The following is a 12,871-nucleotide window of genomic DNA, read 5'->3' on the forward strand; positions in this document are numbered from 1 at the left end:
CGCGGCGCCCGTTCGGATGAGGTCGGTCCATGTCGCAGCGCGTTCCCACCATGCTGGTCATCCTCGACGGCTGGGGCTGGCGCGAAGAGACCGAGGACAATGCGGTCCGCCTCGCCCGCACGCCGAATTTCGATCGGCTGTGGAGCGACGGGCCGCGCGCCTTCCTGCGCACCTCCGGCCGCGACGTCGGCCTGCCGGAGGGACAGATGGGCAATTCCGAGGTCGGCCACCTCAATCTCGGCGCCGGCCGCGTTGTGATGCAGGACCTGCCACGCATCGATGCCGCGATCGAAGAGAATACGCTGGCCGGCCGCATCATGGAGAGCGGTCTCGTCGCCGCTTTGAAGCGCACTGGCGGCACCTGCCACATCCTCGGCCTGATGTCGCCCGGCGGCGTCCACGCCCACCAGGACCATGCGGTCGCCGTGGCGCGAATTCTCCGTGAGGCCGGCATCCCGGTGAACGTGCACGCCTTCACAGACGGCCGCGACACCCCGCCCCGCTCGGCAGCCCAGGACATGGCCCGGCTCGCCGCCGCTCTTCCCGCCGATGCGCCGATCGCGACCGTCTGCGGGCGCTATTACGCCATGGACCGCGACCAGCGCTGGGAGCGCGTCACGCGCGCCTACGACCTGCTCGTGGCGGCGAAGGGCGACCGGTTCGAAACGGCTGCGGCGGCCGTCGAAGCAAGCTATGCGGCGGGCTTCTCCGACGAATTTCTCAACCCGGCGGTCATCGGCGCCTATACGGGGATGCAGGACGGCGATGCCCTCCTCTGCACCAATTTCCGCGCCGACCGTGCGCGTGAGATCCTCGACGCGCTTCTTCTGCCCGGCTTCCGCGGCTTTCCGCGCAGCCGGGAGGTCGCGTTCTGCGCCGCCGCCGGAATGGCCTCCTACAGCGCCGAACTCGACACTGTGATGAAGACCCTGTTCCCGCGCGAATCTCTCGACATGGGGCTCGGCGAAACGGTGGAGGCGGCGAAGAAGACACAGCTTCGGATGGCCGAGACCGAGAAATATCCCCACGTCACCTATTTCTTCTCGGGAGGCCGAGAAGACCCTTATCCGGGCGAGGACCGCATCCTCGTCCCCTCCCCCAAAGTGGCAACCTATGATCTCCAGCCGGAAATGTCGGCCGCCGAACTGACAGACAAGGCGGTCGCCGCGATCGGGAGCGGGGATTACGACCTGATCGTGCTCAACTACGCCAATCCGGACATGGTGGGCCACACCGGCAGCCTCTCGGCGGCGATCAAGGCGGTGGAGACGGTGGATGCGGGCCTCGGCCGGATTGCCGAGGCGATTCTGGCGCAGGACGGTGCCCTGCTGGTGACGGCGGACCACGGCAATTGCGAAATGATGCGGGATCCCGCGACCGGCGGGCCCCACACGGCGCACACAACGAATCTCGTGCCGATCCTACTGGCCGGCCGTCCCGGTTTCGTCCTTGCCGAGGGCCGGCTCGCCGATGTCGCGCCGACCCTGCTCACTTTGATGGGAGTGGAACAGCCCGCCGAAATGACCGGGCGCTCCCTGGTGCGGAAGGGTTAGGGGCGGACTGCCCCCTTTAACCGCAACGAGCCCGTATGGTGCGCCCCCGACGTCAGGCGACCTCGTCGAGGGGCATGTTGCCGCGGTCTATTTTGGTCAGGAAATGCGAAACCGCGAGGCTCCGCAGGAGCTTCAGGCGATAGGTGCTGGTTGCCGCCTCGTCGGGCACGCCCTCCGGAAGCCCCCGCTCGAAGGCCGCGAGCAGATCGTCGGTCTCGATCAGCCCGGCAACCGTCGAATGGCGTGCCGCCCGCTTCATCGTCTCCTGGAGGCCGGGCGCCGCCCGCCGGAAGCGCTCCCCCCAATCGGCGGCCTGATAGCCCTTCTTGCGTTCGGCCCGGATCTGCGCCGGCACCCGCTCCGCGAATGCCTGATGGTAGATCCACTTCATCTGGCCGTTCCGCAGGAACACCGACGCCGGCATGGACTGGGTGAGCTCGACCAGCCGCCGGTCGCTGGTCGGATCCCGCGTATCGACGCCGAACGCGGCGAGATTGCCCAGAGTCTCGACCCCGCTCAGATCCGTGCGGCGCAGAACGAAGCGCGCCATGGCGCGGCTGCTCGACCAGGGTCGGAAGTTGTGATCGTAACCGAGCGCGCGCAGATGGGCGTGGAATTCAGTGCTGTGCAGCACCTCGCGCTTCAGACCGCAAAAGGTATCGAGGGTGGTGGGGTGGTTGCCCCGCAGGCTCTGCAACGCGTTCACGACCCGACCGGGCAACATGGTGCAGAAGGTGCGCCAGACGAAGGCACCGGCAAGGGAATGTCCGGTCCTGGTCAAAGCGAGGCTTTCCTTGAACCAGGCGATGAGCCGCCCCGAGCGGAAGAGCTGCGCCGGAAGCTCCAGCCCGCTGAGGCTGATCGTCATATTCCCCATCGCTCCGGTCAGCAGAACGGCGTGACGCTGGCGCCCGGCAAGGCGGGAGATTTCCCGTCCCCACACCAGATTGCAGAGATTGAGCGCAGGATACTCGAAATAGTGGAAGTGGTTATCGAGATCGCCGCCAATCATCCGGTCGGCCGCCTCGACCGCGACATGGTCGATATTGGGGTATTTTTCCGCCACGGTATGGGCGAGCGGCCACTCGTCGCTGAAGCGGTTGCGCGGCGTTTCGAGCGGTGCGCCGGCGAGCGGAACATGGGTATAGGCCGTCAGGCGCTTGCCGTTTGCCGCCAACTGGGCGGCGGCGGTCGCGGCGACGGCGGAACTGTCGAAACCGCCCGACAGGTGACTTGCACATGAACCATTGGTCCGCAGGCGGTCGGACACGGCACGGTCGAAACAGGCGAGATAGGCCTCGATATAGTCCGCATCCGATCCGAGCTTCAGATCCGCGCGTGCCCAGTCGTACCATTCCCGCGCGGCGATCCGCCCATCGGCATGGAGCGTGACGATCGCACCGGGCTCGACCCGCTCCATATGGGCAAAGAACCACCCGGGTCCGCGCATCGGCGCAAGGGCGAGATAGTCGCGCATGACGGCGAGGTCGGGCTCCGCCGGAATCTCCGGCAAAGCGTGCAGACCCTTGGCCATGGAGGAGAAGAGGAAGCCGCCAGCGACTTTGCTGAAGAAAAGTGGCCGTTGGCCGAGAAAGTCGCGCACCAGATGGAGGCAGCGGCGGTCGCGGTCCCAAACAGCAAACGCGAAGTCGCCGACCAGATGGCCGAGCGCGGCTTCCTGCCATTTCTCCCAGGCGGCGAGCAGGATGTCGGAATCCGCCATTTGCCGAACCGCAAGGTGGGAGAGGCCGAGGGCGGCGGCAAGTTCGGGGCGATTGTCGAGCCGCACGTCGGCAACCAGACGAAACCGTCCGCCGGCGCCGGCGAGTGGCTGGCGGTCGAACGCGTCCTCGGGCAGCAGGCGGGAGAGGCCGATCCCGAATGCGATCTCCTCCTCGGCCCAGATGCCGCTCCGGTCGGAGCCGTAAGGCGCCAGCGCGCGCTGCATCCGGACGCACCGCTCCTCCGCCCCCGGTCTCCGGTCGAAATTCCACGCCCCACATATTGCCGTCATGGCTTTCTAATACCGTCTTCTCAACTTGACCGGCACCGAAACGCGATCATAGCATGAACTCTCGACGTGCTTCGCTCCGGGTTCTGCGCTGGATTCGACGACACCAGGCATTGTCTCGCGGGAGGCCGCTCGGCATGAGTCTGCAAAATCCGATGGCTTGACCCAAGACGAATTTTGCACGACTGGCACCACGTCCCCTGCATTCGACGTCGGCGAGAATACCGGGCCGAGGGTCCACATGCCGCAAGCTTGACGGTATCACGGGCGCCCCGTGAAGATGCGGGAGCGACGCGGCACCTGCCCGGTCCAAAAAAAGAATGGGACGATGGATTTCGAGCGAGACCTCACACGAGCGACAGATCCTGCCCAGGAGCGGCGAAGGCCGTCACGCCGGCGGCGATGGCACGCCCCCACTTGTACGGAAATCCGCCTGGAGCCCGCAACGCAGGCCGACTCTTCGACAGGGCGCGACGACGGCGTCACGCGCACGTCCTGACCCGGTCCGCGCTCGCCCTGTGTTCGGCGATCTCCGCCGACGCCAGTTGTATATTGATCCACGACAGCACTTTGCGATCGGACCACGTGGAGGACGATCGCCGTTCCGAAGCGTCATCGGCAAACCGTCATCAAAACTTTTACATGGAGGGGTTATTAATAGACTGTTAATTTGAAGTGGAATTTGGGTGCGGGCGATGCGGAAGCTTGGGGCCGCGCTTTTCAGCGTTTTTCTTGGATGCGCCTCCGCGCATGCGGAAAATGATCGCCTCGCCATCCCTCTGTCCAAATCAGAGGCCGGCAATATTTCAGTTGAACTTGTGTGCCGGACCGACGGGACCATCGGCCCGTTCATCAACACGTCGCGGATCGGTCCTGCATTCAAGGGTCATGTGACGCTGTTCAACAATTCCGACTTCATTCGTGCGTCGAACTTCTTCGATATGAATGAAGACAGCGGTGTGGTCGCATTTCCCCCGAACTGGGAATACACCGCCGGCACTGAGAACGAGCAGGGCTATTTTATCGCCATCTCAGACCTCTCGGCAGAAGCGGCCCAAAGCGTGGTTGCGCGCCATCGCAATCTCGTCAGCCAGATCCAGATCGTTCTTCTTCAGGTTGCAACCTCCAAATTCGTCGGCGCAGAGATTTCGGGCAGCAAATATGTCGTTGAGATCGATGCGGCGTCTCTGACGCCGGCTATCTGGCAGGCATGTCTTGAGCATGCCGGCTACCGCGCCGCAGTGGATCGACTTCGCACCTTGCTCGATGCCCCTGTCAGTCCCCGCGAGGCGCAGGGCCTGTGCGTCGAATTGTTCAAATATTCGGATGCCCTCGCGCGGGCGACGGCGTCGTTCGGCGAGCCCGAGCGGATCGCTTTCGGATCGGAGATCCGCTATCCGACGGGTGAACGCGCAGACTGCTTTACGCCTCATAAGCGATCAAAGCTCGACCTTGCCAAAGCGAGCCTCGAGGCCGCGGAGGCGACCGCCACATTCGACTATGCCGCCTTCATCGCCGCGGCCGGGAGGATCGCCCTCGATGAGGACGTCTATCGGCGCCTCAGATCGGAATGGCAGGTGGCCGATTTGCCGAGCCTCGCGCACGCCGAGCGCGAAGCGGCATTGGCCCGCCAGATCGCGCTGCTCCGCAAGCTCTATTTCCAATATTCGCGGATCCTCGCCTGCAACGAAGCCTTCCGTGACAGCCTTCTGACGCCGATCTCCCCCGGGAAAATGACGGCGGTGAAGGTCGGACTGGCGGAAATCGAGCGGCAACTTTCCAGCCAAACCGACATCGAGCCGATCTGGGAGGCGGCGACGCAGTCCTATCACGGCAGTGTCGCCTCGATCCGCGCCACAGCCGCCTGGAGCACAAATACCGCCCTCGACGCCTGCGCGAACCAATTGGCGCGCTTGGAATCGTCGATGAACCGCACTCTGATCGGCATGGCGCCTTTGAAAAAGGATTTCGGCGCAGACTGGGTCCTGCCCAAGGACGCAATGCCGGCGGCGCGCCAGGGGCCAGCCGGCTCTCCGCTCGCCTTCGACGACCATCATACCACCCGCCGCTGACCGCAGCAGGGCAGCGGCCGATCGGGACGCTTCCTAGCGTCGCGCATCCGGGCCGCGGTCAATGGGTCGGGTAGACTGGCGGATCGGCAGACGCTGGTGATGCGGAGGATTTCTTGAGCTTCTTCGCCTTCACGGCCGGCCCCTCGCCCAGCGAGGACCGCGCCGCGGCTTCAAGCTTGGCCGCGTGGCGCGCGGCCATCACCTCCCCGAAGCGGAGGATGAGCGCGCGCAACTCTTCTTCGTGCACGGCGGCCGCAGCGCTTTCGATGGTGAACCAGAAGCCGATCCTCTGCGACCGTTCGGGCCATTTCTTCAGATAGCGCTTCACCTTCAGCGGAAACACCATGACGTCGCAGGCGACGCTACGGACGGTCGAGAGACGCTTGTCGTAGCCGTACATGCCGAATGCGGTGCGTGAAATCGTTCCCAGCAGACCGGCCTCCTCATAGGCCTCCCGCGCCGCCGCCTTGTGGGGCGGAACGCCCTTCATCGGCCATCCCTTCGGCAGCACCCAGCGACGCGTCTCCCGCGAGGTCACGAGCCGGATCTGCACCTCTCCGCCCAGCCTCTGCCGGTATGGCAGGGCAGCATATTGGACGCGACGGCGCGGAGAGGATTCGGGCTTCATGATTCGCATTATGCGGCAGGAAGACGTCCGCTCCATGTCGAATTGGGAAAATTGTCTACCAAAGACGACAAAATTGCACCGCCGCTCACATCCTCGGCCCTCAGAAATTTGGGCCCGGCCACGGATCCGGCCCCGCGGGCGGAAACGCCTCGCCGCAGCGCCCGGCGGCTCACCGCGGCGGACTTTAGAAAATTGTCGCACAGCGCGCCGAAATGCGCTGTTTCAAGGGGTTACGACTTGTCTGTCGCAAGGATTGCTGCATTCTCGCAAGAAGGTGCCGCAGGCGGCCGGTCGGGGGACTGATATGATCATCGAGGAGCGTGACACACCGGAGGTTGAGACAACTTCGCTGCGGGGCTGGATGATCTGGGGCACCGCGGCCTTGTTCTACCTCTATGAATTCTTCGTTCGCGTCGCGCCATCGGCCATGGAGCCCGAACTGCAGGCGCATTTTGGACTGAGCGCCGCCGCCCTCGGGGCGGCCGCCGGGACCTATTATCTCGTCTATTCGCCCATGCAACTTCTCTCGGGCACCATCATCGACCGTTTCGGGCCACGTCACGTGCTGCTGGTGTCGGTCCTGATCTGCACCTTGGGCGCCTTTCTGGAGGTTGCGGGAAGTTCCTCGATGCTCCTCGTGGCGGCCCGCTTCTGCCAAGGGCTCGGCTCCGCCTTCGCCTTTGTCGGCACCATGTATCTGGCGGCCGAGTGGTTTCCCCACCGCATGCTGGCGCTGCTCGCCGGCCTCACCACCTCGCTTGGCATGGCGGGCGCGATCATCGGCAATTCCGGCATCGCGGCGATCGTGCAGAGCCTCGGATGGCAGCCGGCCCTGCTCATCGCCGGCGGCGTCGGCCTTGGCATCACCGCGCTGATCGCACTCGTGGTGCCGAACCGCCCGCCTGTCGAACTGCGCGCCGTGACTGCGAAAAAGCCGAACGTAATCAAGGCATTGAAGGTCGTCTACGCGAATCCTCAGAGCTGGTATATCGGCATTGTCGGGGCGGCCTTGTACATGCCGCTGTCGATCCTCGGCGCATTGTGGGGCGAAGAATATATCTCCGCCGTAACCGGTGCAGACAAGGTCGGGGCCGCAGGGGCGGTCTCCATGATGTATGTCGGCTGGCTCATCGGCGGCCCGATCGCCGGCTACGTCTCGGACCGGTTCAAGATACGCCGCGGCCTCTTGATGGGGGCGAGCCTCGCCACGCTCATCGTGACGATCGTGATCGCGCTCCTGCCGTCGGCCTCACTGCCGACGATGTATGTCCTGCTCCTGCTGCTCGGTTTCGCGTCGACGTCCGAGGTCGTGTGCTTCGCCGCGGCGGTGGAGCACAACCCACCGAATGTCATGGGCACGGCGATCGCCTCCACGAATATGATCATCATGCTGCTCGGCGGAATCGCCGAATGGGGCTTCGGCGCCTTGCTCGACGCGTTCAGCGGCGGTGCCGACGTGCCGAGCACGGCGGCGTTTCGAATGGCGATCGGGCTGCTCCCGGCGATTTCCGTCGTCGGCTTTTTCGCCGCGATGATGCTCACCGAGGTCCGCAGCCACAAGGAGGTGGCCGCGGCGCTCGCCGCGTGACCTCAGAGGGCGTCGAGGTCGCTCTGAATACCGGGCGAGGTCGGCGCGCCGTCGTCGAAGGGCGCCAGATGGTCCAGCACCATTTGGCGGTAGCGCGGAAGCCCTTTATAGGCCTGGATCTCGGGATGCAGGTCGCGCAGCACCCGGTGCAGCCGTCGGCGCCATTTGGGAACACGGGCGAGGTCCGCGACGCTGGCGAGATAGCAGCGTATGCCGAACAGGATCGCATTGGAGCGCGGCAGCCGGAAGAGCGTCTGAAGCTCGACCCGCAAATGGACCTTCTCGCCAACGTTCTCTGACGTGACCGTCGTGCGGTCCGGACCCCAGACCGGGTAATTCTCCGGCGATGTGTCGAGGCGGGGATTGATGGTGATGGTCCAGTTGAGCCGCCGCACCGGGCGGCCGTATTGCAGCCGCAGGAGATATTTCAACGCGCGGTCGAACACCCCCTTCTCGTGGGCGAGCGGCACCGGGCCGTGCCATTCGTGAAATGTCATTCCGATATTGAATTCGAGCGACCAGTCCGCCTGGGTCGTGACCATCCCGCCATCGACATAGAGATTGTCGTCGCGCTGATCCTGCAGGGTGAAGTCGCCCTGCGCCTGGCGCGTGATGTATTCGAACGGCCCGTAGGGCAGCGTGTGGGCCTCGCCGAAGGTGAAGCTCTGCTGGATCCCCAATGGCCGGTTCACCCAGGTCCAGAGGTCGCCCGCTTTTGTGAGCGAAAAATGGTCCGGATAATCCGCCGCCAGACTCTCCATGATGAGTTCGAGCGTGTCCCACTCGGCCATTTCCATGTGCGGAAGCACTTGGCAACGCTTGGGGTCCTCGGCCAAAACCAGCGCCCGCTCCCGGCATTCGGCGACATAATGCTCGTCAATGTCGAAGACATGCGCAAAAGCCGCGGTCGGCCCGCCCCGCACATGCGGCTCGATGTTCACCGAGTACATGTAGGCGTCCTCAGGGAAGGGAAACGGAAAGCGCAGAAGATCGGCGTCGGACTTGCCGTAAGCGAAATCACTGCGGAACGTCTCGTTCGGCTTGAACTGAAGGGTCATGTCGCGTCCTTCCGGAACAGCTCGGCCCGGCAAGCCGGGCTCAGAAATCGATCACAAGCCGCGCGCTCCGGGCACGGGAGACGCAGGTCATAACGGCGCTCTGAGCCGCCTTTTCCTCCGCCGAAAGAAAATCGTCGCGGTGCTCCACCTCGCCCTCGATCACCGGCAAGCGGCATTCCCCGCAGGCGCCGCCCCGGCACAGGCAGGGCGCGGCGATCCCGGTCGCCTCGATCGCTTCGAGCAGGGTCTGGGTCTCGCCGACATCGATCTCAATGCCGCGCCGCGCAAGGATCGCCTTGAACGGCAAACCGCCCGCGGCTTCGCCGAAGCTCTCTTTGTGCACCTTGCCGGGCGGCCAGCCGAGCGCCGCGGCAGTCGACGCGGCGGCATCCATCAATGGCCGGGGACCGCAGACATAGAGATGGGTGCCCAGCGGCTGACGCGAAAGGATCCCGGCGAGATCGAAGGCCCCGCGCCCCCCGCCGTGAATGCGGATTTCCTGGCCGGGGGCGAACGGCGCGAGCAGGCGTTCGAAAACGCCAACGTCCTCAGCCGAGGAGATCTGGTGGAGTTCGAAGCGCGCCCCCCGCGCCTTCAGCAATGGCAAATAGGAGAGAAGAGGGGTGATGCCGATGCCGCCGCCGATCAGGAGATGCTTTCGGGCCGACTGGGACAGGGGGAACAGGTTGACCGGGGGGGCGGCCTCGATGACGTCGCCGGGTCGGATGCCTTGGTGGAGGAAAGCAGACCCGCCGCGCGACTGCGCGACGTGCCGGACGATGATCTGGTAGCGGTCGCGGCACGCCGCCGGCGAGACGAGGGAGTAAGCGTTCTTCATCACACGGTCGGGTCCGCGCAAGGTCAGCATGATATGGGCGCCGGGCGCTGCGGTCGGCAGTTCGCCGCCGTGCAGCGCCGTCAGACTGAAGCGTTTCAGGCTCGGCGAAAGCGACTCGATGTCGTGCACCCGGAGCGGGATGGGGCCATCGGCGATCATGCGTAGATCTCCTCCGCGTCAGGCACCTCGCCCGGGGCCTCTGCGTCGACCTGAACCCCCATGAAAGCCGCCAGGCGCCGCGAGAAATGATCGCGCACGAACAGGCTCGCCCCGCAGCCGGAACACGCGACGATCGAGGTCTTCACCCCCGCGGTGATGGTTCGGCAATGAACGCAGAAGATTCGCCGCGCCTTGCTCCCGACGTGACAGAAGCGCAATTCCTGGCGACTCATTCCGGCCTGATCAGCAATACCGTGGATATCCCAGAGAAAGTCCTCGGTGCCCGCCGCATAGATCCTCAGCCCCATGGTCTCGCGCGCCAGCCGATCCTGAAGCGCCGAAAAGAGATGGGCCGTGGAGCGGAAAGGCCGGATCGCCCCCGGCGCCTCGGCGAGGATCGGCTCGGGCGGCACGGCACTGCGGCGGATCACGATCCAGGTCTCGCAGGCTGCGATGTCGAACCCCGCATCAGCCGCTTCGGAACTCAAGGCGGGGCCGTCGATCAGGAGAAGATGATGCCGGCCCGACGGGTCGAGCGCCAGGCGCTGATATTTCGGCCGGCTCTTGATGCCCTGGTCCGTCATCTCCCCTCCGCCCCGTTCCGGTCTCGTCCGCTCATGCCCGCACCCGCGTCTTCTTGGGGTCGAAATGGGGGAAGGGCACCACCTCCGCAGGAAGGCGCTTGCGGTGGCCGTCCAATTTGCCGATCTCCACCTCGCTCTCCGTCAGGGCGATGTCCATGCGGGCGAGCGCGATAGTCTGCTTCAGCAGCGGCGATTTCGCGGCGCTTGTCACAACGCCGACTTGGGCGCGTCCGACCATAATCGGATCGCCATGGCCCACCACTTCGTTGGAATGGACCACCAATCCAACCATGCGTCGCGCCGGATTGGCCTTGCGGCGCGCGAGCGCGGCACGGCCGATGAAATCCTCGTCCTTCTCCGCCACCGCAAACCCGATCCCCGCCTCGAACGGGTCAGTCTGATCGCAGAAGTCGAAACCGGCAAAGACGAGGCCCGCCTCCACCCGCAGCGTATCGAGTGCATCGAGACCGAGCGGCTTCAAGCCTTTCGGCGCGCCAGCTGCCCAGACGGCGTCCCACACGGCGGGCGCGTCCTTCGGATGGCACCAGATTTCATAGCCGCGCTCGCCGGTATAGCCGGTTCGCGACACCACCAGAGCGGCGCCCAGCGGCCCGCCGAGCCGGGCAACGGCGAACCGGAACCATTTCAGCTCCCCGAGTGCGGGCTGGACCGGCGCCGTCCAGATCACCTCCTCCAGGATATCGCAACTCAGCGGGCCCTGAACGGCAATGTTGTGGAGCTGGTCCGTGGAGGATTTCACCCAGACCTTCAGCCCCCATTCCGCCGCCCGGGCGCGCAACCAAGCACCGGTAAACTCCTCGCCGCATACCAAGCGAAAATTGGCCGATCCGAGGCGGAACACGGTCGCATCGTCGATCATGCCGCCATGCGCGTAACAGAGCGCGGTATAGACCACCTGCCCGACAGCGAGCTTGCGCATGTCGCGTGTCACGGTGCGCTGGAGCAGGAGTTCGGCGTCCGGACCGATCACCTCGAACTTGCGCAGTGCCGAGAGGTCCATCACGGCCGCCCTTTCGCGGCAGGCCCAATATTCGGCGATCGGCCCTTCTCCGGAAAAGCAGCGCGGTAGCCAGAAGCCGCGATACTCGACGAAGTCGCGCGTGAGGGCCGAAGTTCGGGGGTGGAAGGCGCTCTCGCGCGTGAGGCGCGGCGCAGCTTCGGGGCTCATGCGAAATGCGGTCCCTTTGGAGAAGGCCTCGGCGGAATCATAGACGCGGACATGGATATCGGTCGGCTCCCAGCCATTGGCCGGGTCGATATCGTCGGCGCAGGACGAGGTGGCGCAGACGAGATCGGTGAGGGCCTGGAGCAGCACATAATCGCCGGACCGAGACCAGGGTTCGTCCATGGTCAGCGCGTTCGAGCCGGAAATCGCTGTGTTGTAGAAGAAATTGATCGCCGGCCAGCCGTTTCTCCCGGCAATCGCGTACGGCTTGAGCGCCGCATTGAAATTGTCCGAACAATTGGCATGACCGGGATAGCCCATATCCTCGTAATATTTGGCCGTGCAGGCGAGCGCGAACGTGTCGTGACGGCCGACCGTATCCTGCACCACCTCCACGAGGGCGATCTGGCGCGCGTCATAATATTTAGAGTGCAGCCCCGGTCCGGGAAAGGCCGCCCCCATGAGGGTGCGGGTGGTCGTCGCATCGAGGCCGAACTCCTCTCCGCGGTCGAGGGCGGCCGCATCGAAGGCGAGGAAGTCGGCGCATTGCCGACCTTCCACGTCGATGATCTGGATATAGTCGCCCTTCTTCACCCGATAGGCCCGCGCCTGCGCCGCCGGAATCCGGAGATCGAGCTTCACCTCTGCCAGCGGCGGGGGGAGGTCCGGCCGCCCGCCTGCCGCCCGGCTGACGCCGATGGCGAGGTCGGTGGGCGGATCCTGACAGCCGGGTTCCATGTCCGCGCCGGGGGCGGCGACGATCGCCAAGAGATCGGTCATGGCCGCCAGAGCCACCGCCGCGCCGGGGGCAGCGTCCGCACACAGCAGAATGCGCCCGGATGCCCCGGCGGCATCGATGCCACGCGCTGCGAGCAGGCGCGCCGCTTCCCGCGTCCCCTCCCCGCCCCCCGCGATCAAGTCCTCCAGCGCGACGCCCTCGGCCGCGTCGGACAGACCGAGAGCGGCCGGTGCAGAACGTCCTGCCAAATCGAAAGCAAAGAGATGCGCGGCCTGCAGCCCTTCGGGGTCGGTGACGCTGAGGCAATCGCCCGCCTTCAGCGCGACGAAGGCGCATCCGCCGCCGGGCACGCGCAGCCGCTCCTCAGGGTACGACCGGCCTGGCTGTCGATCCGTCTCAACGGCCAATCCCTGCATGTCGCTCGGTCTCGTCTTCTCTGCCTCGTCGCCCCACGG

General features: G+C 65.3%; 9 protein-coding genes. 3 read left to right on the forward strand and 6 right to left on the reverse strand.

Going from position 1 to position 12,871, the window contains the following annotated elements; all coding sequences use genetic code 11:
- The first annotated feature begins 29 nt into the window (after positions 1-29).
- Entirely contained in the window at positions 30-1,553 is a 1,524-nt protein-coding gene (gpmI, locus tag EDC64_RS00260) for a 2,3-bisphosphoglycerate-independent phosphoglycerate mutase (protein WP_132028341.1), read from the forward strand.
- Positions 1,554-1,605: 52 nt separating this feature from the next.
- Here the strand turns inward: gpmI and EDC64_RS00265 are convergent, their stop codons facing one another.
- On the reverse strand, positions 1,606-3,501 hold the full coding sequence (locus EDC64_RS00265; protein WP_165933586.1) for an asparagine synthetase B family protein: 1,896 nt from the start codon (positions 3,499-3,501) through the stop codon (positions 1,606-1,608).
- 881 nt (positions 3,502-4,382) lie between these two features.
- Between EDC64_RS00265 and EDC64_RS00270 the strand changes: the two genes are divergently transcribed.
- Positions 4,383-5,636, forward strand: coding sequence for a hypothetical protein (locus tag EDC64_RS00270; protein ID WP_132028349.1), 1,254 nt, complete (start codon positions 4,383-4,385; stop codon positions 5,634-5,636).
- A gap of 58 nt (positions 5,637-5,694) precedes the next feature.
- On the opposite strand, the gene EDC64_RS00275 is transcribed toward EDC64_RS00270, so the two are convergent.
- Positions 5,695-6,189: an NUDIX hydrolase gene (locus tag EDC64_RS00275; protein ID WP_245504469.1), complete on the reverse strand. Its 495-nt coding sequence runs from the start codon at positions 6,187-6,189 to the stop codon at positions 5,695-5,697.
- A 379-nt stretch (positions 6,190-6,568) separates the two neighbouring features.
- On the opposite strand from EDC64_RS00275, the gene EDC64_RS00280 reads away from it, so the two are divergent.
- Positions 6,569-7,852 carry an MFS transporter gene (locus EDC64_RS00280; RefSeq protein ID WP_165933588.1) on the forward strand — a complete coding sequence of 428 codons (1,284 nt, stop codon included), beginning with the start codon at positions 6,569-6,571 and terminating at the stop codon, positions 7,850-7,852.
- A gap of 2 nt (positions 7,853-7,854) precedes the next feature.
- Here the strand turns inward: EDC64_RS00280 and EDC64_RS00285 are convergent, their stop codons facing one another.
- Genes EDC64_RS00285 through EDC64_RS00300 form a run of 4 tightly spaced genes read right to left on the reverse strand, consistent with a single transcriptional unit; the run spans position 7,855 to position 12,832 of the window.
- Positions 7,855-8,910: a heme-dependent oxidative N-demethylase family protein gene (locus EDC64_RS00285; RefSeq protein WP_132028355.1), complete on the reverse strand. Its 1,056-nt coding sequence runs from the start codon at positions 8,908-8,910 to the stop codon at positions 7,855-7,857.
- Between the two features lie 40 nt (positions 8,911-8,950).
- Positions 8,951-9,907, reverse strand: coding sequence for a PDR/VanB family oxidoreductase (locus tag EDC64_RS00290; protein ID WP_132028358.1), 957 nt, complete (start codon positions 9,905-9,907; stop codon positions 8,951-8,953).
- Positions 9,904-10,491 (reverse strand): dimethylamine monooxygenase subunit DmmA family protein, encoded by a 588-nt coding sequence (locus EDC64_RS00295; RefSeq protein ID WP_132028361.1) that lies wholly within the window; start codon positions 10,489-10,491, stop codon positions 9,904-9,906. The genes EDC64_RS00290 and EDC64_RS00295 overlap by 4 nt, the downstream gene beginning before the upstream one ends.
- Positions 10,492-10,522: 31 nt before the next feature.
- Entirely contained in the window at positions 10,523-12,832 is a 2,310-nt protein-coding gene (locus EDC64_RS00300) for a trimethylamine N-oxide demethylase (protein WP_132028364.1), read from the reverse strand.
- Positions 12,833-12,871 lie beyond the last annotated feature (39 nt).

Source organism: Aquabacter spiritensis (assembly GCF_004346185.1).
Classification (GTDB): Bacteria; Pseudomonadota; Alphaproteobacteria; order Rhizobiales; family Xanthobacteraceae; genus Aquabacter; species Aquabacter spiritensis.